This is a genomic window from Microbacterium sp. Mcb102, assembly GCF_024519805.1.
GTDB lineage: Bacteria > Actinomycetota > Actinomycetes > Actinomycetales > Microbacteriaceae > Microbacterium.
Genome location: NZ_JALJRG010000001.1, coordinates 967366 through 990267, shown reverse-complemented (window position 1 = coordinate 990267; position 22902 = coordinate 967366). Strand labels below are relative to the sequence as shown.

General features: G+C 68.1%; 21 protein-coding genes and 1 tRNA gene. 10 read left to right on the top strand and 12 right to left on the bottom strand.

All coding sequences use genetic code 11. From position 1 onward, the window contains the following. Positions 1-6: 6 nt before the first annotated feature. Both OC372_RS04790 and OC372_RS04785 read left to right on the top strand, forming a co-directional pair. Positions 7-780 (top strand): ATP-binding cassette domain-containing protein, encoded by a 774-nt coding sequence (locus tag OC372_RS04790; RefSeq protein ID WP_029261738.1) that lies wholly within the window; start codon positions 7-9, stop codon positions 778-780. 96 nt (positions 781-876) lie between these two features. Further along, positions 877-952, top strand: a tRNA-Asn gene (locus OC372_RS04785). A gap of 122 nt (positions 953-1074) precedes the next feature. On the opposite strand, the gene OC372_RS04780 is transcribed toward OC372_RS04785, so the two are convergent. Then, entirely contained in the window at positions 1075-2511 is a 1437-nt protein-coding gene (locus tag OC372_RS04780) for an APC family permease (protein ID WP_105710090.1), read from the bottom strand. Between the two features lie 48 nt (positions 2512-2559). After that, positions 2560-3657, bottom strand: a complete 1098-nt coding sequence (locus OC372_RS04775; protein WP_029261740.1) for an alcohol dehydrogenase catalytic domain-containing protein — start codon at positions 3655-3657, stop codon at positions 2560-2562. A gap of 116 nt (positions 3658-3773) precedes the next feature. Here OC372_RS04775 and OC372_RS04770 point away from each other — a divergent pair, with 116 nt between their 5' ends. Then, entirely contained in the window at positions 3774-5192 is a 1419-nt protein-coding gene (locus OC372_RS04770) for a PucR family transcriptional regulator (protein WP_262001063.1), read from the top strand. 19 nt (positions 5193-5211) lie between these two features. Here OC372_RS04770 and OC372_RS04765 read toward each other — a convergent pair whose 3' ends face one another. Both OC372_RS04765 and def read right to left on the bottom strand, forming a co-directional pair. Further along, positions 5212-5700, bottom strand: coding sequence for a septum formation family protein (locus tag OC372_RS04765; protein WP_262001062.1), 489 nt, complete (start codon positions 5698-5700; stop codon positions 5212-5214). A gap of 51 nt (positions 5701-5751) precedes the next feature. Further along, positions 5752-6318, bottom strand: coding sequence for a peptide deformylase (def, locus tag OC372_RS04760; RefSeq protein ID WP_105710086.1), 567 nt, complete (start codon positions 6316-6318; stop codon positions 5752-5754). A gap of 61 nt (positions 6319-6379) precedes the next feature. Here def and OC372_RS04755 point away from each other — a divergent pair, with 61 nt between their 5' ends. After that, entirely contained in the window at positions 6380-7483 is a 1104-nt protein-coding gene (locus OC372_RS04755; protein ID WP_262001235.1) for a DMT family transporter, read from the top strand. Between the two features lie 33 nt (positions 7484-7516). Here OC372_RS04755 and pgl read toward each other — a convergent pair whose 3' ends face one another. Genes pgl through tkt form a run of 6 tightly spaced genes read right to left on the bottom strand, consistent with a single transcriptional unit; the run spans position 7517 to position 15630 of the window. Beyond that, positions 7517-8296: a 6-phosphogluconolactonase gene (gene pgl / locus OC372_RS04750; protein ID WP_262001061.1), complete on the bottom strand. Its 780-nt coding sequence runs from the start codon at positions 8294-8296 to the stop codon at positions 7517-7519. 5 nt (positions 8297-8301) lie between these two features. Further along, positions 8302-9237 (bottom strand): glucose-6-phosphate dehydrogenase assembly protein OpcA, encoded by a 936-nt coding sequence (locus OC372_RS04745; RefSeq protein WP_029261746.1) that lies wholly within the window; start codon positions 9235-9237, stop codon positions 8302-8304. Beyond that, positions 9234-10784 (bottom strand): glucose-6-phosphate dehydrogenase, encoded by a 1551-nt coding sequence (gene zwf / locus OC372_RS04740; RefSeq protein WP_029261747.1) that lies wholly within the window; start codon positions 10782-10784, stop codon positions 9234-9236. The genes OC372_RS04745 and zwf overlap by 4 nt, the downstream gene beginning before the upstream one ends. 21 nt (positions 10785-10805) lie before the next feature. Beyond that, positions 10806-12413, bottom strand: a complete 1608-nt coding sequence (locus OC372_RS04735; protein WP_262001060.1) for a glucose-6-phosphate isomerase — start codon at positions 12411-12413, stop codon at positions 10806-10808. Continuing rightward, positions 12410-13522: a transaldolase gene (gene tal, locus OC372_RS04730; RefSeq protein WP_029261749.1), complete on the bottom strand. Its 1113-nt coding sequence runs from the start codon at positions 13520-13522 to the stop codon at positions 12410-12412. Before tal ends, OC372_RS04735 begins: the two co-directional genes overlap by 4 nt. Next, positions 13519-15630: a transketolase gene (tkt, locus tag OC372_RS04725; protein ID WP_262001234.1), complete on the bottom strand. Its 2112-nt coding sequence runs from the start codon at positions 15628-15630 to the stop codon at positions 13519-13521. The genes tal and tkt overlap by 4 nt, the downstream gene beginning before the upstream one ends. Positions 15631-15881: 251 nt before the next feature. Between tkt and OC372_RS04720 the strand changes: the two genes are divergently transcribed. After that, positions 15882-16787, top strand: a complete 906-nt coding sequence (locus OC372_RS04720; RefSeq protein WP_262001059.1) for a heme o synthase — start codon at positions 15882-15884, stop codon at positions 16785-16787. A 72-nt stretch (positions 16788-16859) separates the two neighbouring features. Here OC372_RS04720 and OC372_RS04715 read toward each other — a convergent pair whose 3' ends face one another. Next, complete coding sequence (locus OC372_RS04715) at positions 16860-17342, bottom strand: tetraspanin family protein (protein ID WP_262001058.1); 483 nt, start codon at positions 17340-17342, stop codon at positions 16860-16862. A 66-nt stretch (positions 17343-17408) separates the two neighbouring features. Continuing rightward, positions 17409-18515 carry a COX15/CtaA family protein gene (locus OC372_RS04710; protein WP_105710083.1) on the bottom strand — a complete coding sequence of 369 codons (1107 nt, stop codon included), beginning with the start codon at positions 18513-18515 and terminating at the stop codon, positions 17409-17411. 233 nt (positions 18516-18748) lie between these two features. Between OC372_RS04710 and sufB the strand changes: the two genes are divergently transcribed. The 5 genes from sufB to OC372_RS04685 are packed head-to-tail and all read left to right on the top strand — an operon-like array spanning position 18749 to position 22808. After that, on the top strand, positions 18749-20167 hold the full coding sequence (gene sufB, locus OC372_RS04705; RefSeq protein ID WP_262001057.1) for a Fe-S cluster assembly protein SufB: 1419 nt from the start codon (positions 18749-18751) through the stop codon (positions 20165-20167). Continuing rightward, positions 20167-21372, top strand: coding sequence for a Fe-S cluster assembly protein SufD (gene sufD, locus OC372_RS04700; protein ID WP_105710082.1), 1206 nt, complete (start codon positions 20167-20169; stop codon positions 21370-21372). The genes sufB and sufD overlap by 1 nt, the downstream gene beginning before the upstream one ends. Then, positions 21369-21695, top strand: coding sequence for a non-heme iron oxygenase ferredoxin subunit (locus OC372_RS04695; RefSeq protein WP_017830403.1), 327 nt, complete (start codon positions 21369-21371; stop codon positions 21693-21695). Before sufD ends, OC372_RS04695 begins: the two co-directional genes overlap by 4 nt. Before the next feature lie 3 nt (positions 21696-21698). Then, complete coding sequence (gene sufC / locus OC372_RS04690) at positions 21699-22469, top strand: Fe-S cluster assembly ATPase SufC (protein ID WP_029261756.1); 771 nt, start codon at positions 21699-21701, stop codon at positions 22467-22469. 9 nt (positions 22470-22478) lie between these two features. Then, entirely contained in the window at positions 22479-22808 is a 330-nt protein-coding gene (locus tag OC372_RS04685) for a metal-sulfur cluster assembly factor (protein ID WP_021200756.1), read from the top strand. Positions 22809-22902: the final 94 nt, after the last annotated feature.

Below are 22902 nucleotides of genomic sequence, written 5' to 3'. Positions count from 1 at the left end.
GGACACATGTCCCGCAGGCCAGAATCCACGAACGCGATCGATTGCTCGGATCTCGTGATCGACCGGATCGGCCACGGGATGCCGACCCGCGCCGTTGACGGCGTCACCTTCTCTCTCGCTCCCGGGGGACTGATCTGCGTCGCCGGCCCCACGGGTTCCGGAAAATCCACTCTGGTCGCCGCTCTCGCGGGTTCCACCGACCCTTCGGTGAAGGTCGTCGGGGGGAGCGCGCAGGTGTGCGGCGTCGACGTGCGCCGGCCGGGACGCAAGCACAGAATCCTCACCTACCGCACCGGCTTCGTGCCGCAGGGGGCGGGTGCCGACCTGCCGCCGCGGCTGACCGTCAACGAGGTCATCGCCGAGCCGATCCTCGTCCGCGAGCGCAAGGTCAACACCAAGGCGCTCTCGATCCGCGTGGCGACGCTCCTGGACGAGTTGCACCTTCCGCTCGGCACGGCGGCCAAGTTCCCGTACGAGCTCAGCGCCGGGATGCGCCAGCGTGTCGCGATCGCACGATCGTTCGTCCTGGAGCCGAAGGTGCTGATCGCCGACGAGATCCTCGCGAACCTCGATCTCGAGGTGCGACCGGTGGTGTTCGACGCCATCACCCGACGCCGCAAGGAGCAGGGGATGGCCGCGCTGCTCGTCACCAACGATGCGGACTTCATCCGCGAGCTCAACGCCGAAACGCTCATGCTGCGCGCCGGTCACGTGGTCGCCCGGGGCGTCGGACGTGACCTGCTCTGGGTCCCGAATGCGGAGTCGGATTCTCGCCGCTGAGCACGACACGCCCGGCATCCGCGAAGGGCGCCCCGGTGTCCTGAAGTCGCTCCGGAGTTTGCTAAGCTTGTCTAGTTGCCCGCTGAGCGGGCACATTCCTCGGTAGCTCAATTGGCAGAGCAGCCGGCTGTTAACCGGCAGGTTCTTGGTTCGAGTCCAAGCCGGGGAGCCAACGAGAAAAGCCCCCTCCACGGAGGGGGCTTTTCTCGTTCAGACGCGGGATCGAGCGGTTGAAATGGAGAGAAGAGCCCCTTCGGTAGAAGGGACTCTTCTCATCAGTGGGGGAGGACGGCGTCAGCCGACGCCCTCCATGGCGCTCGTCTCGGTGTTGCCGATGCGGGCGATCACGTCGGGTCGACGACGCGACAGGTAGAGGTACCGGGTCAGCGCGAGAGCGACGGTGGCCAGGAAGATGTACGGGATCACGTTGTACGGGAACGCCGGCACCGGCCAGACGTTCGCGAAGAACACGTACGCCATGGTGACGACCGCGATGGTCGCGCACACCTTCACGAGGCCGTTGCGCATCTTCGCCCGCTGCGTGTAGACGACGCAGGCGATCGCGACGAGGGCATAGGCGACCATGTAGCCGTAGGTGCCCCAGGTGTTCACCCAGACGAGGATGTCGCCGGTCGCCGCTCCCGAGAGCAGCAGCACGATGTCGACCGTGATCGCGGCCGCGCCGGCGATGATCAGCACGCGGTGCGGGGTCAGGTGCTGCTCGTGGGTGCGACCGAACCGCTCGGCGACCACGCCCTCCTTGCCCATGACGTACACGATGCGCCCGATCACGTTGAGCGGAGCGACGACGACCGCGAAGAACGAGGCCGAGACACCGATCGTGAGGGCGGCGGCGAACCAGGCCGGCATGCCGATGAGAGCCGACATGCTCTCCAGCGGGCTGGCCGAGGTGGCGAGGTCGTCGCCCAACACCGTGATCTGCGTATACGCCGCGAACACGTACAGGACTCCGACGCCGAGCGCGCTCCACATGATCGCGCGGGGGATCGCCTTGTACGGCTCCTTGGCCTCTCGGCCGAGTGCGTCAGCAGAGGAGAACCCCACGAACCCGAGGATGCCGAGCACCATGCCTGACGCGACCCCCTGGAACGAGGATCCGGTGGCGAGCACCTGAGCGGGGTCCCACGCGGCGGGTCCGGCCCAGATGAGTGCCGCGACCAGGAGCACGAGGATGATACCCACGGAGAGGAGCTCGAGCACGAGCGAGACCCGGGCCGACAGGCGGATGCCGCGGATGGTGAACAGTGTCGCCAACCCGCCGAGCACGACGGCGAGGCCGATGTCCCATCCGAGTCCCTGGGCCGGAAGGCCGAGCATGCGGAGGAACTGGGCCATGTAGCTGACGGAACCGCTGAGGGAGGCGGCCGCGATGCCGAAGCAGCCGATCAGCAGGGTGACGCCGGCGAGGAAGGCGCCGAAAGGCCCGAGGCCCTTCGACACGTACGTGTACAGCGAACCCGCCGAGGCGTGCTTGCGAGCGAACACGACGACGCAGTAGCCGACGCACAGGATGACGATCGTCGCCAGGGCGAAGGCGTAGATGGTGCCGTTGCCCGCACCGAGGAAGATCGCCGCCGCGGTGAAGGCGATGACGGCGCTGGGGGCGATGTTGGCGATGGCTTGAGCGGCGAGTTCGGGGCCGCTCATGACGCCGGTGCGAAGGCCGGCATCCTGGGGCGCGCCGGGCGGGGCGACGACGGTGTCAGACATGGGTTCTCCTGGATTCGGGTTTCAGGGGTGAGGGTCCGCGGTGCGCGGTCAGGGGATGAGGAGCGTACGCAGTGCCGAACCGGTCTCGAGATCGTCGAGGGCCGCCGCGGCCTCGGACAGCGGGCGCCGCCCGGAGATCAGGGGGTCGATCTTGAGCTGTCCGTCCATGTAGCGGTCCACCAGAGCGGGAACGTCGATGGAGGGGCGGACGGAGCCGTAGTTCGATCCGAGGATGCGCTGGTCGGCCTCGGCGAGGACGAGGGGTTCGAACGAGGCGCGGGCACCCGTCGGGGGGAGGCCCACGATCACGGCGGCGCCGCCGAGCCCGAGCATCTGGATCGACTGCTCCGTCGTGCTGGTGCGTCCGATGGCGTCGAAGGCGTAGTCGACCCCGTCGGAGATCAGTTCCCGCAGCTGCGCGACGGCGTCGCCCTGAGAGGCGTCGATGCGGTCGGTCGCGCCGAACTGCAGGGCCAGCTGGGTCTTCTCGGGTCGCACGTCGATCGCGACGATGCGCTCCGCACCGGCGAGTCGCGCCCCCTGGACGACGTTGAGGCCCACGCCGCCGCACCCGATCACCGCGACGGTGGAACCGGGCTCGACCGCGGCCGTGTTGAGCACCGCACCGACGCCGGTGGCCACGGCGCACCCGACGACGGCGACGACATCGAGCGGGGCGTCGTCGCGCACCTTCACGGCTCCGGACGCGGGCACCACGACCTCCTCGGCGAACGAGGAGACGCCGAGGTAGTGATGCAGCGTCTCGCCGTCGCGGCTGAGACGCGAGGTCCCGTCGAACAGCACGCCGAGGGGCGCGACCACGGTCGCGACCTTTTGACACCGTGCCTCGTGACCGGCACGGCAGTAGCGGCACTCGCCGCACGGCGGCACCCAGCTCAGCACGACGTGATCGCCCACGGCGAGCGTGTTCACGCCTTCACCGAGTTCGGTGACGACGCCGGATCCTTCGTGGCCCATGACCAGGGGAGCAGCGGCATCCCACTCGCCGCGCTTCACGTGCAGGTCGGAGTGGCAGACGCCGGCGGCCGCGATTCGCACGCGGACCTCGCCGGCGCGCGGGGGCGCGAGGTCGACGTCGACGAACTCGATCGGTGACTGCGGATCGCGGAAGACAACAGCTTTCATGACATCCTTCGGGTGGAGAGGGGATGCGCACGATGCTAGGAGAGCGCGCCCGGTCGGAGCATCCGACAAATGTGTGAATGGAAAAGCCTGCGCTCGACATTTCGTATGATCGAGATATGGTTCGTGATGTCGTCTCCGTAGCGCGGTACCTCGACGGCGAACTCCTGCAGGGCGAGGTCCCGAGCACCCGACACGTGAACTCGGTGGTCGCGATCGACGCGTTCGGCATCCCGACCGACCGGCTCTTCACGACACTCGTGACGACAGACGAGAAGCCGATCCTCGCGCTCGTCGACGATCCGGAACGCGCCACGCTCCTGCGCGACATCGTGCTCGTCACGAGCGTCGACACACCTCCGCTGCGTCAGGTGCTCTCCGCATCGCGGATCACCGCGATCGTGGGGGCGGACACATCGCAGGAACTGCTCGTGCCCCGGCTCACGGCCCTCCTCGCCGTCGACCAGGCCGCGGAGGCCAGAGCGATCACCTCGGCGATGCGGGTTCTCACGCTCGCGGCTCGACGCAGCGGGATCACAGGCGTCATCGCCGAACTCGCACACCGGATCGACGGCTGGGCCGTGCTCCTCGACCGGCACGGCGAGGTGATCACGACCGCCGGTGCGGGAAGCCTGCACATCGACGACGCGATCGCGGTCGCGATCGGCCGGCCCGTCCGCGTGCGTCATCGAGCACTGCAGGTTCATCCCGTGGGCCCCGGACAGGACGTCACCGCGCAGCTCGTCACCGCCCCGCGCAACGACAGCTCCGGTCGGGGCCGGGAACTCAGCTCGCAAGCCGCTGCGCTGCTCGATCTGCTCATGAGGACGCGCGACAGCAGCCATCTCGAGCGTCTCGGTCGATCGATGATGCTCGAGACGGTTCTCGAGGGCGGAGACCGGGCGACGCGCCTCCTCCGCCGCTGGGGTGTGCACGAGCGGACCCTCGTGGGATTCGCTCTGGCGTCCCGCACGAGCGGCGTCGACGTCGAGCATCTACTCGCACTGTGGTTGGACGAACTCGGCGCCGAGCACGTCTTCACATCGCAGCGCGGACTCATCCAGGGCCTGTTGCGGGAAGAGCACGTGGAAGAGATCGCGCACCGAGTGGAGGCCTTCGCCTCGACGCTGTACCTCGGCCTCGGACGCCCGGCCGGCACGGACGCACTCGCCCGGAGCGTCGACGAGTCCCGCCAGGCGTGCGAAGCGGCTCGTGCCGGTGGCGAACGTGTGGTCCGCTACACCGCGATCCCGACCGTGTCCTTCGTGCTCGGGCAACTCGATCGGGAGCAGGTGGGCAGGGTCGGCCGACTGCTCGATCCGCTCCGTTCGGGGGATCAAGGGACGGAACTCATCGAGACGCTGCGGGTCTTCCTCGCCACGAACAGTGCGTGGGGCGAGAGCGCCAGCCGCCTGCGGATCCACCGGCAGACCCTGACCGCTCGCATCCGACGGATCGAGGATCTGATCGGGCTGTCGTTGGCCGATCCGGACGATCGCGTCGCCGCGTGGCTCGCGCTGCGCGCGTCGGACGGTTGAGAGTCACCGGAGCGTTCGCTCAGCGCGCGGCGCCCTCCAGCGTTCCTTCGATCTGTCCGGCCGGATCGAACAGCACGCAGTAGACGGTGCGCCCGTAGGGCTGGTCCCACGTCTCTTCCGCCGGGGGGATCGGGTACACGCCGAGCGCGGACGCCTCCCGCTGCACTCCGACGAAGGCCGTGAACGCATCCCCGACGCACTCGGCGGAGGCTGCCTCGACCGCCTGCTGGGAGAAGGTGTCGTCGGGCATCTCGATCTCGTGGAAGACCTCTTCGTCATGCCGCTCGGCGCACGGGACGACTTCGGCGTCTTCGGGCAGGCCGCTGGCGGCTTCGAGGCGACAGTCACCGACCGTCACCGCGGGCGTCTCGACCTTCGCGACACCAGCGCCGTCGCCGGTCGCACTGCGTTCAGGAGAGGGCTCAGAGGTCCCGCAGCCGGTCAGGGCGACCGCGAGCGTCAGGGCGCACGCGGCGAACAGCAGAGACGGTCGTTCGTACAGCTTCATCTTGGTCTTCCTTCGTGCCTTCGGGGACACGATGTCCGCTTGTGCTGCGGCTCAGCCCTCGAGGTCGTCAACACCGGGCATCCAGCTCGCCCCCGGACGTCCCCATCCGCGCTTGCGTGCGATCTTCTGCACCGTCTTCCAGTCGCCGTCGGAGAGACGATCCACATAGAGGATGCCGTCGAGGTGATCGAACTCGTGCTGCATGATCCGGGCACGCCATCCGTCCACGTCGATCGTGACCGGTCGGCCGTCCAGATCCGTCGCCGTCACGTGCACCCGCTCCGAGCGACGCAGGGGGAAACGTTCACCGGGGAACGAGAGGCAGCCCTCGGATTCGAGGTCGGGGTCGGGGTCGCCCGGTTCGAGCGGCACCATCCACAGCTCAGGGTTGATGAGCACGCCGCGCCAGGGCTGATCGTCGTCGTCCACGTAGGCGTAGGTGTAGATGCGCAGGGGCACGCCGACCTGCGGAGCCGCCAGCCCGACTCCCGGAGCGGTGTCCATCGTCTCGAACATGTCGGCGACGAGCGTGCGGATGTCGTCGGTGATCTCGTCGACGGGGGATGCGGGGGAGTGCAGGACGGGGTCGCCCATGATGCGAATCGGAAGTACAGCCACGTCACAACCCTAGTCGGCGGCGCTCGCCCGGTAGGCTCGTACCGTGACTGCTGGGGTGTGGATGAACGGGGCCGAACAGGTCGGCGATCAGCTCGTGGGAGCCTTCCAGAACCCCGGCATCCTGCTCGGGATCCCCCTGGCCCTCGCCGGAGCGGTCTTCATGTCGCTCGGCGCGCAATACCAGCACCGAGGAGTGGAGAAGGTCGAGCGCCTCAGCGGCGCCGATGGGGCATCGGGGCTGAGTTTCGACCAGTTGAAACGACTGCTCACACGGCCCTCCTGGCTCGTCGGAACGCTCATGCTCGGCCTCGCGGTGGTCTGTCAGCTCGCGGCCCTCGTCCAGGCGCCGCTGATCGTCGTGCAGCCGCTCGGTGCCATCGCGCTCGTCATCACGACGCTTTTGAACGCGAGAGTCTCCGGTCACAGTCCGACGAGACAATCGCTCACAGCCATAGCCTGCTGCGTCGGCGGTATCTTCCTCTTCGTCTTCTTCGCCGCGATCTACGCGACGGAGCAGGAGGTGACGGAGCGCGAGCTCTTCGTGATCCTCGCCCTCCTGCTCGTCGTCATCATCATCCTCGGAGCCTGCTGGCTGATACTCCGCCACCGCATGCGGGCGCTGTTCTACGTGGTCGGCGCCGGCGTGCTCTACGGCTTCGTCGCCACCCTCGCCAAGGTCATCATCAAGCGCATCGAGGCCGGTCAGTTCGAGTGGATCACCGCGATCTGCGTCCTCGCGCTCCTGGCCGCGGCTGCGGTCGGCGGCTACTTCGTGCAGACCGCGTACAGCTCGGGACCGCCCGACCTGGTGATCGCCGGCCTCACGGTCGTCGATCCGCTCGTCGCGGTTCTGATCGGCATGGTCGTTCTCGGCGAGGCCGCGGCCGCACCGCCGTGGGTCATGGTGATCTTCGCGATCGCCGGAGCCATCGCCGTGTGGGGAGTGGTGGGTCTCGCCCGTTACCACCCGCAGGTGCTCAGCGACAGCCAGGAGCTGGGAATCGAGCGCGGGAGCACGCCGACGGGGCAGGGGGCGTCCGCAGAAGCCTCCTCCTCGCGGACGACGGCCGTCGACGCGACGGAACGCGAACGTCCGGAGAGCTCCGAGAGCCCGGACGACGGCGACCTGCCGCCGGGCCGCTCCGGTCCCCCCGAGCAGCCGTAGCCGCCCGAACGGGGACCGGGAGCGACGCGACGGTCAGTACGCCTGATCGATGAGGTCGGGTGAGACCTCGGAGGCGGCGGCCTCATCCACGAAGAACACGGTGCGCTTGCGCCCCTTGGCGCCGGCCGCCGGCACGCTCGTGTAGCTCGCACCGGCGAGGGCGAGTCCGAGGGCCGAGGCCTTGTCGGCGCCGGTGAGCACGAGCCACACCCGCTTCGACGAGTTGAGCACCGGACGGGTGAGCGTGACGCGCTCGGGCGGGGGCTTCGGAGAGTCGCGGACGGCGAGCGCAGCGGCGTCGGTGACCGTGACCTCCTCCCGATCCGGGAACAGCGAGGCGATGTGTCCGTCCGGACCGACGCCCAGGAAGCAGACGGCGAATGACGGCCACGGGTGCTCGTCGGTGCCGAAACGGGCGAGTTCGGCGGCGTAGGCCGCGGCCGACTCGTCGAGCGTGAGTCCGGTCTCGGGCCCCGCCACCTCATGCACGTTCTCTGCGGGCACGGGAATGTGGTCGAGGAGCGCCTCGCGCGACTGCAGGGAGTTCCTGTCCGCGTCGTCTCGCGGCACGTACCTCTCGTCACCCCACCAGAAATGCACCAGCGACCAGTCGATCGCGGCGGACCGCGGATCGTCTGCCGCGGCGCGGAGCACGGCACCGCCCATCGAACCGCCGGTGAGGGCGATATGGGCGAGTCGACCGTTCCGCGTGCGCGCGCGAACGCGCGTGAGGAAACGGTCTGCTACTCGGGTGGCGAGGGCGGCAGGTGTGGATTCCACCACGACCCGCTTCTCTGCGGACGATACCGGCATCGACGTCACTCTCCAGTCTCGGGCGGACCCAGTTTCTCCCACCCCTCGGTGATGACTCGACCGTACAGGACATCGGGGTCGAGCCTGCGCAGCTCCTCCGCGAGGCATTCGCGGAGCGTGCGGCGCGGCAGGTGGAGGTCGTGGTTCGGCTGATCCGGCTGCGTGAGGATGGCGATGCCGGGCGAAGGCCGCTCGAGCAGGATGTCGCCGGAGGCGCGGGTCAGACGGACCGACTTGATGCCCTCCTGCCAGTGCTCGGGGTTCTCGTACGACCAGCGCACGCGAACGCCCAGAGCCATCTGCAGCCAGGCGGCGAGCAGCGCGGTCGACGGAGAAGCCGACCCACCGCGCACCTCGACACCCGTGATGGGTTCGTACGGCGGCTGATCGAGCACAGCGGCCAGCTGCTCCCGCCAGTGCGTCAGACGCGTCCAGGCGAGGTCCGTGTCTCCGGGGGCGTGGGTGCGTCCGAGCAGCGCGAGCCGATCGCGCACGTCGGGCGAGGTGGCGGCATCGGTGATACGGCGCTGGGCGATGCGGCCGAGCGGTGACGTCGACGGCGAGGTCGGAGCATCCTCCGGCCACCAGGCGACGACGGGTGCGTCGGGAAGGAGAAGGCCGGTGATCAGGCTCTCTTCGTTGCTCGCGGCGTCTCCGTAGGCGCGCAGCACGACGACCTCGCTCGCGCCGGCGTCGCCGCCCACGCGGATCTGGGCGTCGAGGCGGGAATCGCCGTCGCCCGTGGTGATGACGATGACGCGCATGGGGTGTTCACGCGATGCGTCGTTGGCCGCATCGATGGCCGCTTCGGCGACACCGTTGCGGGCGGCGATGACCAGGGTCAGCACACGTCCGAGGGCGACGGCGCCGCCCTCTTCGCGTACCTTGACGAGCTGCTTGGCGACCTGACTGACGGTCGTGTCGGGAAGGTCGATGATCACGGGCGTCTCCAGACTCGTCCGTCGCGGGCCAGCAGGTCGTCGGCGGATGCCGGACCCCACGAGCCCGGAGCGTACTGCTCCACCGGACCGCCGACGGCCGCCCAGTACTTCTCCACGGGGTCGAGGATCTTCCAGGAGAGCTCGACCTCCTCGTGCCGCGGGAACAGCGGCGGGTCGCCCAGGAGGACGTCGAGGATCAGACGCTCGTAGGCCTCGGGGCTCGCCTCGGTGAAGGCGTGGCCGTAGCCGAAGTCCATCGTGACGTCGCGCACGTTGCTCCCGCTGCCGGGCACCTTGGATCCGAAGCGGATCGTCACACCCTCATCGGGCTGCACACGGATGACGAGCGCGTTCTGCCCGAGCTCCGAGGCGTTGCCACGCCCGAACAGGTGCTGTGGGGCCCGCTTGAAAACCACGGCGATCTCGGTCACGCGGCGTCCGAGACGCTTGCCGGTCCGCAGGTAGAACGGCACGTCGGCCCAGCGACGGGTGTCGATCTCGAGCTTGATGGCCGCATACGTCTCGGTGGTGGAGTCGGGGTTCATGCCCTCCTCGTCCAGGAAGCCGGTGACCTTGTCGCCGCCCTGCCACCCGCCCGCGTACTGGCCGCGAGCCGTGGCGAGGGAGAGGTCGTCCGGCACGTGCACCGCGGCGAGCACCTTCTCCTTCTCGGCACGCAGGTGCTCCGCTGAGAGGCTGATGGGCTCCTCCATGGCGGTGAGCGCGAGCAGCTGCAGCAGGTGGTTCTGGATCACGTCGCGCGCTGCGCCGATGCCGTCGTAGTACCCCGCGCGTCCGCCGACGCCGATGTCCTCGGCCATCGTGATCTGCACGTGGTCGACGTAGTTGCGGTTCCAGATCGGCTCGTACAGCTCGTTCGCGAAGCGCAGCGCCAGGATGTTCTGGACGGTCTCCTTGCCCAGGTAGTGGTCGATGCGGAAGATCGAGTCCGCAGGGAACGCGACCTCGAGCGCCGCGTTGAGCGCACGGGCGGACTCGAGGTCATGCCCGAACGGCTTCTCGATCACGACGCGACGCCAGCGTTCGTCATCATCGCTGTTCTCGCCGACGAGACCCGAATCCTTCAGCTGCTTCGCGACGAGCGGGAAGTCCTTCGGCGGGATCGACAGGTAGAACGCGTGGTTCCCCATCGTGCCGCGTTCCACGTCGAGCTTCTCGATGGTCTCGCGGAGCTTGCGGAACGAGTCGGGGTTGTCGAACTCACCCGACACGAACCGGATGCCCTGAAGCAGCTGCGTCCAGGTCTCCTCACGGAACGGCGTACGGGCGTGCTCCTTGACCGCGTCGTAGACGACCTGGGCGAAGTCCTGGTCCTCCCAGTCGCGGCGAGCGAATCCGACGAGGGCGAACCCCGGCGGAAGCAGACCGCGGTTGGCGAGATCGTAGACCGCGGGCATCAGCTTCTTGCGTGACAGGTCTCCGGTGACGCCGAAGATCACGAGAGCGCTGGGCCCCGCGATCCGGTTGAGACGACGGTCATCGGGGTCACGCAGCGGGTTGTGCCCGCGCGAGATGGGAACAGACATGGGTGGGGGATTCTCCTGCTGTTACTTCTGTGCGGCTTCGAAGAGGGCGAGCACGTCGTCCGAGGACTCGGTGATCGTCAGCGTGACGACCGGGCGGCCGTGCTCGGCGAGCACGGCGGCGTCGCCGGCGGCCTGGGCCTGGATGAGCTGCCCGAAGGTGAACGGGCGATCCGGGATCTCGAGATCGACCTCGGTGCGCTCCAGGATCTGCAGGAACACGCCCTGCGCCGGTCCGCCCTTGTGGTACTGGCCGGTCGAGTGAAGGAACCGCGGGCCCCATCCGAATGTGGTGGGGCGACCCGAGTCCGCCGCGACGAGCTCGCGCAGGCCTTGGAGCTGCGGAACCTCGAGGCGGTTGACGTATGCCTGGATCGACACGTAGCCATCGGCGGGGAGCTGGGCCCAGAGCGCATCGAGCACACCTTCGACGGTGCCGGAGGCGGCGAGGGCGGTGTCGGACACACGCACCTCGACACCGTTCTCGACGAATGCCGGAGCAGTCGGCTCCGGACGGGCGTCGAGAAGGCCGCGGGCGGCGATCTTCGCCGACTCCACGTCAGGCTGATCGAAAGGATTGATCCGGAGCAGGTGACCGGCGATCGCGGTCGCATACTCCCAGACGATGAGCTGCGCACCCAGGGTGCCGCTCACGAGGATCTCGCCCTCGTGGCGCTCGTGCAGGTGGAACTCGTTGGCGTCGTCGACCAGGCGGACGATCTGCAGGTCGGCGGGCACCGGGTCGAGTTCAGGAGAGACCGGGAGCAGGACCACCGGGAGGATGCCGGTGCCGTCCTTGCCGGTGGATTCGGCGATGAGCTGCTCGATCCAGTCCGGCAGACCCTTGATGTGCGTGCCGTCGGTGATCAGACCAAGCTTGTCGCGTCGCGGGTTCGTTGCGGCGATCGCTGCGCCGAGGCGGAGCGCGGGGTTCTCGGCGGAGTCCACCGCGACCTCGAGCGAAGACGCTTCGGCTTCGTTCAGCAGCTCGTCGATGTCGACGCCCGCGAGGCCCGAAGGCACCAGGCCGAAAGCGGTGAGTGCCGAGTAGCGGCCGCCGACGTTCGGGTCCGCATTGAAGACGCGGTATCCCGCTTCGCGGGCCGAGACATCGAGCGGCGAACCCGGGTCGGTCACGACGACGATGCGCTCCACGGGGTCGATTCCGAGATCGCGGAACGCGGCCTCGAACGTGCGGCGCTGCGAATCGGTCTCGACGGTGGAGCCCGACTTCGACGACACGACCAGCACGGTGTCGGTGAGCCCCTCGTCGAGAGCGGCGAGCACCTGGCCGGGGGCCGTGGAGTCGAGGATCGTCAGCGGCACACCCGCGGTCTGCGCGATGACCTCGGGCGCGAGCGAGGAGCCGCCCATGCCGGCGAGGATCACGCGGGTGACGCCCTTGGCGTTCAGATCGGCGCGCAGGGCGACGATATCGGCGACGAGCGGGCGGGAGACCGAGACGGCCTCCACCCAGCCGAGGCGCACGGCGGCCTCGGCCTCGGCGGCCGCACCCCAGAGGGTGGGGTCGCCGCCGGTGATGCGCGAGGCGACGAGATCGTGGACCAGGCTGGGCACGGTCTCATCGATCGCGGCTCGCGCCGCGCCGGACGTGTGGATCGAGAAGGTCATCGCTGGGACTCCAGAGCCTCGGCCACCTGACCCAGCAGGTCGTGCCAGGAGTCGATGAACTTCGAGACGCCCTCATCCTCCAGGACCTGCGTGACGTCGGTGAGGTCGATGCCCACGGCGGCGAGGTCATCGAACACCTGGTGCGCCTCCGCGTATCCGCCCGTGATGGTGTCGCCGGTGATGACGCCGTGATCGAACGTCGCCTCGAGGGTCTTCTCGGGCATGGTGTTCACCACGCCGTCGGCGACCAGCTCGGTCACGTACAGGGTGTCGGGGAGCGCGGGGTCCTTGACGCCGGTCGAGGCCCACAGCGGACGCTGCAGGTTCGCGCCGAGCTTGATCAGGTCCTGGGCGCGCTTCTCCGCGAACTTCTGCTCGAAGAGCTCGTAAGCGAGGCGCGCGTTCGCGAGCCCGGCCTTGCTCTTGAGTGCCTCGGCCTCGGGGGTGCCGATCGCCGACAGCCGCTTGTCGGTCTCGGTGTCGACACGAGACACGAAGAACGAGGCGACGGAATGGATGCTCGACAGGTCGAAATCGGCGCTGTGTGCGCGCTCCAGACCTGTCAGGTAGGCGTCGATGACCTCGGCGTAGCGTTCCAGGCTGAAGATCAGCGTGACGTTGACGCTGATGCCGGTCGCGATCGCCTCGGTGATCGCCGGAAGCCCTGCCTTGGTGGCCGGGATCTTGACGAGGAGGTTGGGGCGGTCGATCTTCGACCACAGCTCCTTGGCCTGAGCGACGGTGCCCGCGGTGTCGTGGGCGAGGTCGGGGGAGACCTCGATCGAGACGCGGCCGTCGACATGTCCCGAGGCCTCCCAGACGGGGCGGAACACATCGAGTGCGGCGCCGACGTCCTGGGTCGTGGCGGCGAACACCGCTTCCTCGGCGCTCGCACCGGAGGCGGCGAGCTCGGTGACCTGTGCGTCGTACGACGTGTTGCTCTTGTCGGTGATCGCGTTCGCGAAGATGGTCGGGTTCGTCGTGACGCCGACGACGTTGCGCGACGAGATCAGCTCGGCGAGGTTGCCGGAGTCGATGCGGGTGCGGGAGAGGTCGTCGAGCCAGATGCTGACACCTGCGGCGGCGAGCTGTGCGGTGGGGGTGCTCATGCGTTCTCCTTGGTGCTGTTTGCGGCGATGGTCTCGCGTGCGGCCGCGATGACGGCCTCGGTCGTGATGCCGAACTTCTCGAACAGGGTCTTGTAATCGGCGGAGGCGCCGAAGTGGTCGATACCGACCGAGCGGCCGCGGTCGCCCACGATTCCGCGCCAGGAGAGCACGGAGCCCGCCTCCACGGAGACGCGAGCGGTGACGGATGCGGGAAGCACGCTCTCGCGGTAGGCCTCGTCCTGCTCGTCGAACCACTCGAGCGACGGAGCGGAGACCACGCGGACGTTCACGCCGTCGGCGGCCAGCGCCTCGCGGGCGTTCACGGCGAGCTGCACTTCCGAGCCGGTGGCCACGATGATGACGTCCGGGGTGCCGTTCGGCGCCTCGGCGAGGACGTAGGCTCCCTTCGCCGCGTTGTCCGCCGAAGCGAAAGTGTCGCCGGAGGCCGCACCCTCGCCGCGCTCGAACACCGGGATGTTCTGACGGGTCAGAGCGATGCCGGCCGGTCCCTCGTGGCGACGGAGGATCTCGAGCCAGGTGGCCGAGGTCTCGTTGGCGTCGGCGGGGCGGACGACCGTGAAGTTCGGGATCGCGCGGAGCGTCGCGAGCTGCTCGATCGGCTGGTGCGTCGGTCCGTCCTCACCGAGGGCGACGGAGTCGTGGGTCCAGACGAAGATGCTCGAGATGTTCATGAGGGCGGCGAGACGCACCGAGGGACGCATGTAGTCGCTGAAGATGAGGAAGGTGCCGCCGAACGCGCGCGTCTTGCCGTGCAGGACGATGCCGTTGACGATCGCGCCCATGGCGTGCTCGCGGATGCCGAAGTGCAGCACCCGTCCGTACGGGTTGCCCGACCACTCATGGGTCGACCACTCGGCCGGGATGAACGACGGCGCCCCCTTGATCGTGGTGAGGTTCGACTCGGCGAGGTCGGCCGAACCGCCCCACAGCTCCGGAAGCTCGGCGGCGAGGGCGTTGATGACCTGGCCGGATGCGGCGCGGGTCGACACCTCCTTGCCGGACTCGAACACCGGGAGCGCGGCCGTGATGTCGGCGGGGAGCTCCTGTGCCTCGAGACGGTCGAGGAGCGCCTTCTTCTCGGGGTTCGCGGCGGCCCAGGCGTCGAAGGACTCCTGCCAGGCGGCGCGGGCTTCGGCGGCACGAGCAGCGAGACCGCGGGTGTGGGCGAGTACGTCGTCGGCGACCACGAAGGTCTGCTCGGGGTCGAAGCCGAGCACCTTCTTCGTGGCAGCGAGCTCGTCGGCTCCGAGAGCGGAACCGTGGATCTTGCCGGAGTTCTGCTTGCCGGGCGACGGCCATCCGATGATCGTCTTGAGGATGATGAGCGACGGCTTCGAGGTCTCGCCCTTGGCTGCCTCGATCGCGGCGAACAGTTCGGCGACGTCTTCGACGTACTCACCGGTCTTCTTCCAGTCGACGGTCTGCACCTGCCAGCCGTAGGCCTCGTAGCGCTTCGCGACGTCCTCGGTGAAGGCGACGTTGGTGTCATCCTCGATCGAGATCTGGTTGGAGTCGTAGATGGCGATCAGGTTGCCGAGCTGCTGGTGGCCCGCGAGCGAAGAGGCCTCGCTGGTCACGCCCTCCTGGAGGTCGCCGTCCCCGGCCACGACGTAGACGAAGTGGTCGAACGGGCTGGTGCCGGCGGCCGCCTCGGGGTCGAACAGGCCGCGCTCGTAGCGGGCGGCGTAGGCGAAGCCGACGGCGGAGGCGAGACCCTGACCGAGCGGGCCGGTGGTGATCTCGACGCCCTTGGTGTGGCCGTACTCCGGGTGACCCGGGGTGAGGGAGCCCCACGTGCGCAGCGCCTTGAGGTCATCGAGCTCCAGTCCGAAGCCACCGAGGTAGAGCTCCACGTACTGCGTGAGCGAGGAGTGTCCCGCGGAGAGGATGAAGCGGTCGCGGCCCAGCCAGTCGACGTCGGTCGGGTCGTGGCGCAGCACGCGCTGGTAGAGGAGGTACGCGGCCGGAGCGAGGCTCATGGCCGTGCCGGGGTGACCGTTACCGACCTTCTCGACGGCATCGGCCGCCAGGATTCGGGCGGTGTCCACCGCGCGTCGATCGATCTCATCCCACTGCAATTCCGACACGTTCATGCCCTTTCCGACAGTTTCGAGGGCGCCCTTATTCCCTGGCGCATCCGCAACTTCCCTGGCGCATCCTGCACCGTCGCGGAGACGGGTGGAGGGGTGTGCGCAGCGCCGGGCGCGCGAGTGCTCTCAGCATAGCGAAGACGACTGTCGTGCTACGCGAGTGGACGGCGCGGATGACGTCATCCGGTGTCATAGACTGGAGAGGTTGTCCGGTCACATGTGCGGAGGAGGCGATCGAGATCTCGACGATGTCTGATCAGACCGTGAGGAAGTCGTCCATCGGTCGCACGGTGAAGGCCTACATCACGCTCACCAAGCCGCGTGTGCTCGAGCTTCTGCTCGTCTCGACCGTTCCGGTGATGTTCCTGGCGCAGGGCGGACTGCCCAACCTGTGGCTGGTGCTGGCGACCGTCATCGGCGGCTCGTTGAGCGCCGGTTCCGCCGCCGCATTCAACATGTACCTCGATCGTGACATCGACGCGCACATGCACCGCACCGAGAATCGACCGCTGGTCACGGGCGAGATCAGCCCGCGCGGCGCGCTGATCTTCTCCTGGACGCTCGCGATCGTCTCGACGGTCTGGCTGCTCGCCACGACCAACTGGCTCGCCGCAGCCCTGTCCGCGACCGCGATCTTCTTCTATGTCGTGATCTACACGATGATCCTCAAGCGCCGCACCGAGCAGAACATCATCTGGGGCGGCATCGCCGGGTGCTTCCCCGTGCTCATCGGCTGGTCCGCCGTCACCGGCTCGCTCGACTGGCCGGCGTTCGTCCTCTTCCTCCTGATCTTCCTCTGGACGCCGCCGCACTACTGGCCGCTGTCGATGAAGTACAAGGACGACTACGAAGACGTCGACGTGCCGATGCTGGGTGTCACCCGCAACGCCTCGCAGGTCGGCCTCCAGGTCATCCTCTACGCGTGGGCGACGGTGGCGTGCTCTCTGCTCCTCGTCCCGATCGCGGACATGGGCCTGGTCTACACCGTCTCCGCGGCCGTCTTCGGCGGATGGTTCATCTACGAGTCGCACCGGCTCTACAACCGCGCCGTCCACGGCACCGAGCCGCGGCCCATGCGCGTGTTCCACGCCTCGATCACCTACCTGACGCTGATCTTCGTCGCGGTCGCGATCGACCCGCTGCTGCCGTTCTGACCCGAAGCTTCTGAAACGACGGAGCGGCGCCGATTCCTCGGCGCCGCTCCGTCGTTCTTTCCGCTCAGAAGATCAGCGTGTGATCGTCGAGTCGTCCGGCTTCGCGTCGCCGGCGGGAGCGTCGTCCCGAGCGGTGTCGTGCGCGTCAGCGGCGGGCACCTCGTCGACTGTCGCCGTGTCGTACGTCGGCGCTGCCTCGGGGGATGCGGTGGTTTCGGACGTTGCGGGCTCGGCCGCGGCCTGAGGCTGTGCGGTCTCGGCGGTCCAGTCGATCGCCTCGACGACGGCCGGGGCGGGAGCGGGGACGAGCGAGCGTGCCGCGACGAGCCCGAGGGTGAGCAGGATGCCGACGATTCCGGCCGCGAGGACGCCTGCGCCCACGACGACGAGAGACTGGCCGACGTATACCTCGACGCCCGTGGCCGTGCCGTCGAGCAGGGTGGTCGTCATCGTCCCGATCTGACCGGAGATGAGCCATCCGCCGACAGCTGTCGTGGCGAGGGACACGACCAGGAGGAGCCAGAATCCGATGCTGCGTGAGAGTGACTTGTTCATGTCGTCCACGATCGCGGACACGCTGATGAGTCGGCGATGTGCGAGCTGTGGATCGCCTGTGCGGGGTCAGGCCTCGGCGGGGACCCGGCGCTTCAGATGGAGCACGACCACGGTGTACGCGGCGGCCGAGAGCGAGGCGAGCACCATGTGGATGCCGACGAGCAGCGGAGGGAGTCCCTCACGTGCCTGCCAGACCCCCACACCGACCTGCACCAGGATCGCCAGCACCAGGACGAGCAGCCAGCGCCGCGGCTCCAGGCGCAGCACCCAGGCGGCGACCGTGAGGAACAGCACGAGGGCGGCCAGGATGTAGCCGGGCCACGAGTGCACGTGGGCGAGCACGGTCGCGTCGAAGCCGTGCCGCAGCACATCCGCGTCGCCGGAATGGGGACCCGACCCGGTCGTCAGCACGCCGAAGACGATCGTCACGGCGAGTGCGAGGCCGGTCACGTGGGTGACAGCCGCGAACCACGCGGGAACCGCGCGCTCACGGGGTCCGCCGTCCGTCTTCAGGCGCACCAGGAACGCCGCCGTGATGCAGACGAGCAGCAGGGACGAGGTGTAGTGGAAGCCCACGATGAAGGGGTTGAGGCCGGTCAGCACCGTGATGCCGCCGACGAGCGCCTGGGCGACCACGCCGATGAGCACGAGCCAGGCCAGTAGGACCAGGTCACGTCGGGAGGGCGTCGTGCGGATGGAGCGGACCGCCGCCGCGATGACGGCGATCAAGAGCACGCCGAGCGCGATGGGGGAGGCCGGGAAGTGCAAGGGGGCGGCGATGCCGAACGCGGCGACGGCCGCCACGATGCCGCCGGCGGCGTACCAGAGCGCGGTGACCAGGCCGCGCTTCCCGCTGAAGAGGTGCAGGACCAGCAGCACGACGGCCAGCGCGATGATCCCGACCACGCCCGTCATCAGGCGGTTGCCGAACTCGATGATGCCGTGGATGCCCTGCACTTCGAGGATCGGGACCAGGGAGTCCGGTGTGCACAGCGGCCAGTCGGAGCATCCGAGGCCCGATCCGGTGAGGCGCACCGCGCCGCCGGTGCCGATGATGATGGTCTCGCTGAGGAAGGAGAGCCAGGCGAAGACCGTCAGCGCGCGTCCCCACGGAGCAGAACGGGGCGGAGCCGTCTGCGTCGGAGTGGAGGCGGGGATCGTCGTCTCGGGCATTAGTCCTCCGGACCGCGCTGGAACCTGCGGGCATGGCCCGTCTGTCAGGCGGAACCTGTAGAATCGGATTGTTGCGATGAGCGCTGACCGCGCTGAAGCATCGACAACAGTTTAGGCGCGATGGAAGCGCCGGTGATGAGGGCCCACCAACGGCACCCGCTCCCGCAGACTCGACGGGGATCAGGTGTGTCGGGGCGGATGACACCGTTTGGGACCTGTGAGGAGAGTGTTGGATGTCGGATGTACTGATCGACCGCCCGGAGCTTGACGGTCTGGGGGTGTACGAATTCGGCTGGCACGATGAAGACGCCGCCGGCGCCATCGCCAAACGCGGGATCTCGGAAGAGGTCGTGCGAGGAATCTCTGCACTCAAGAGCGAACCCGAATGGATGCTGAAGACCCGTCTCAAGGGGTACCAGCTCTTCGGGAAGAAGCCGATGCCGACCTGGGGCGCCGACCTCAGCGAGATCGACTTCGACAACATCAAGTACTTCGTCCGCTCCACCGAGAAGCAGGCGCAGACGTGGGAAGACCTTCCCGCCGAGATCCGCGAGACCTACGAGCGCCTCGGCATCCCCGAGGCCGAGCGTCAGCGGCTCGTGGCCGGTGTGGCAGCCCAGTACGAGTCCGAGGTCGTCTACCACCAGATCCGCGAGGACCTGGAGGCGCAGGGCGTCATCTTCATGGACTCCGACACGGCCCTGCGCGAGCACCCCGAGTTCTTCGAGGAGTACTTCGGCTCGGTCATCCCCGCCGGTGACAACAAGTTCGCCGCGCTGAACACGGCCGTGTGGTCGGGCGGCTCCTTCGTCTACGTCCCCAAGGGCGTGCACGTCGAGATCCCGCTGCAGGCGTACTTCCGTATCAACACCGAGAACATGGGCCAGTTCGAGCGGACCCTGATCATCGCCGACGAGGACAGCTACGTCCACTACATCGAGGGCTGCACGGCCCCGATCTACAAGTCGGACTCGCTGCACTCGGCCGTCGTCGAGATCATCGTGAAGAAGAACGCCCGCGTTCGCTACACGACGATCCAGAACTGGTCGAACAACGTCTACAACCTGGTCACCAAGCGTGCCGTGGCGTACGAGGGTGCGACCATGGAGTGGGTCGACGGCAACATCGGCTCCAAGGTGACGATGAAGTACCCGTCGATCTATCTGATGGGCGAGCACGCCAAGGGCGAGACCCTGTCGGTCGCCTTCGCCGGTCCCGGTCAGCACCAGGACGCCGGCGCGAAGATGATCCACATGGCGCCCTACACGCAGTCGTCGATCGTCTCGAAGTCGATCGCCCGCGGCGGAGGACGTGCCGGCTATCGCGGTGAGGTACGCGTGGACGCCGCGGCACACCACTCTGCGAACACCGTGCGCTGCGACGCTCTGCTCGTCGACACGAAGTCCCGCTCCGACACCTATCCGGCGATCGACATCCGTGTCGACGACGTGCAGCTCGGCCACGAGGCCACGGTCTCGAAGGTGAGCGAGGAGCAGCTGTTCTACCTGCAGTCCCGCGGCATGCCCGAGGACGAGGCGATGGCGATGATCGTGCGCGGCTTCATCGAGCCGATCGCGCGGGAACTGCCGATGGAATACGCGATGGAACTGAACAAGCTCATCGAGATGGGCATGGAAGGATCGGTCGGCTAGTGACCGCCGCTACGACAGCGCCTGCCGAGGCGCAGCACACGAACGCGCACATCGACCCCGCCGCCCAGGTGGCCGCGGCCGGATTCGTCCCGGTGCAGACCCGCTCCGAGCGTCCGCACTCTTTCGAGCCGGCCGACTTCGGCGCCCCCACCGGGCGCGAGGTCAACTGGAAGCACACACCCGTCGCGCAGCTCACCTCGCTGTTCGAGGTGGCTCCGCAGAACGACGGTGTGAGTTACACGATCAACGCGGGGGAGCAGTACATCGCCGCGCCGCTCGCGATCGGTACCGCCCCCCGCGGCGAGGTCTTCCTCGCCGAAGACGTCACCGCGGCCGTGGCCTGGCAGGGATCCGCCGAGGCCCTCCACGTGCGGATCCCGCGCGAGGAAGAGGTCGCAGAGCCGATCTTCGTCTCCATCGCCGGTCTCGGAGCCGACCGTCGTGCCGACGCGCACATCGTGATCGAGGCGCTCGAGCACAGCTCGGCGACCGTCGTCCTGCAGCACACCGGGTCCGCCCAGTACGCCCAGAACGTCGAGATCATCGTCCGCGACGGCGCGAAGCTGTCGGTCATCAGCCTGCAGCAGTGGGCGGATGACGCGGTCCATGCGTCTGCACACCAGGCACGGGTCGGTGCGGATGCGACGCTCAAGCACTTCGTCGTGAGCTTCGGCGGCGGCGTCGTGCGCGTCAACCCGAACGTCGAGCTCGCAGGCGCAGGCTCTGAGGGGTACCTCTACGGCCTGTCCTATGCAGACGCCGGGCAGCATCTGGAGAGCCAGGTGTACCTGCACCACAAGGGACCGCACACCAAGGGTGACGTCCTCTACAAGGGTGCGCTGCAGGGGCAGGGCGCACACAGCGTCTGGATCGGCGACGTGCTGATCGGAGCCGACGCCACGGGCACCGACTCCTACGAGGCGAACCGCAACCTGGTCCTCACCGAGGGCGCCCGCGCCGACTCGATCCCGAACCTCGAGATCGAGACCGGCGACATCCTCGGCGCCGGACACGCGAGTGCGACGGGGCGTTTCGACGACGAGCAGCTGTTCTACCTGCAGGCGCGCGGTATCAGCGAGGAGGAGGCACGTCGGCTCGTCGTGCTCGGCTTCCTCACCGACATCGTGCAGCGCCTCGGCATCCCCGCCCTCGAGGCCGAGCTTCTGGCGGCGATCGAGACGGAGCTGGCCGAGGTGAGTGCATGACCGCCGAACGCGTCTGCGGAGTCGCCGACCTCGAGCAGGACATGCCGTTGCGTGTCGATCCGGGCGGCGTGCCGATCACGGTGATCAAAGACGGCGAGGGAGTCATCCACGCCATCGGCGACACCTGCACCCACGGCGACATCTCGCTGTCCGAAGGCTTCGTCGAAGGTGACACGGTGGAGTGCTGGGCTCACGGCTCCGCGTTCTCGCTGCTCACCGGCAAGCCCCAGAATCTCCCCGCATATGAGCCCGTCCCGGTCTACGTCGTCCAGATCGACGGCGACGACGTGCTCATCGATCCGACTGTTATTAAGGAAGTTTGAAGAATGTCTGTTCTCGAGATCCGCGACCTGCATGTGACGGTCGAGACCGATGCGGGGACCACCCCGATCCTCAACGGAATCAACCTCACCATGAACACCGGTGAGACCCACGCCATCATGGGCCCCAACGGCTCGGGCAAGTCGACCCTGGCCTACACGATCGCCGGTCACCCGAAGTACACGGTGACCTCCGGTTCGATCACGTTCGACGGCCAGGACGTCCTGGAGATGACGGTCGACGAGCGCGCCCGCGCCGGGCTCTTCCTCGCCATGCAGTACCCGGTCGAGATCCCGGGCGTCACGGTGACGAACTTCCTCCGCACGGCGAAGACCGCGCTCGACGGCGAAGCACCGGCGATCCGCGGCTGGACCAAAGACGTCAAGGCGGCCATGTCGAATCTGCGCATGGACCCCAAGTTCGCGCAGCGCAACGTCAACGAGGGCTTCTCCGGCGGCGAGAAGAAGCGCCACGAGATCCTGCAGCTCGAGGTGCTGAAGCCGAAGTTCGCAGTCCTCGACGAGACCGACTCGGGTCTCGACGTCGACGCGCTCAAGATCGTCTCCGAGGGCGTCAACCGCGCGAAGGAGTCCACCGGCCTCGGCGTGCTGCTGATCACGCACTACACCCGCATCCTCCGCTACATCCGCCCCGACTTCGTCCACGTGGTCGTCGCGGGCAAGATCGTCGAAGAGGGCGGCCCCGAGCTCGCAGACCGGCTGGAGAACGAGGGATACGACCGTTTCCTCGACCCTGCAGCCCCCATCGAGGCGTAGGCTGATCGCATGACAGCGACCCTCACGGACGAGAAGTACGACGCGGTCACCGAGGCTCTCAAAGACGTCATGGACCCCGAGCTCGGGATCAACGTCGTCGACCTCGGCCTCATCTACGACCTCGCCTGGGATGACGAGAACGATGCTCTCGTCATCCACATGACGCTGACCAGCGCGGGCTGCCCGCTCACCGACGTGCTCGAGGACCAGACCGCTCAGGCTCTGGACAGCGTCGTCGATCGATTCCGCATCAACTGGGTCTGGATGCCGCCGTGGGGTCCGGAGCGGATCACGGACGACGGGCGCGACATGATGCGCGCGCTCGGCTTCGCGATCTGATCCGCACGGGACCGCTGCCGCGAGGCGGCACGACGACGCGCGCGTCGGATCCGACGATACGACGATGACGCGTTTCGGAACCTCGGGAGAACGA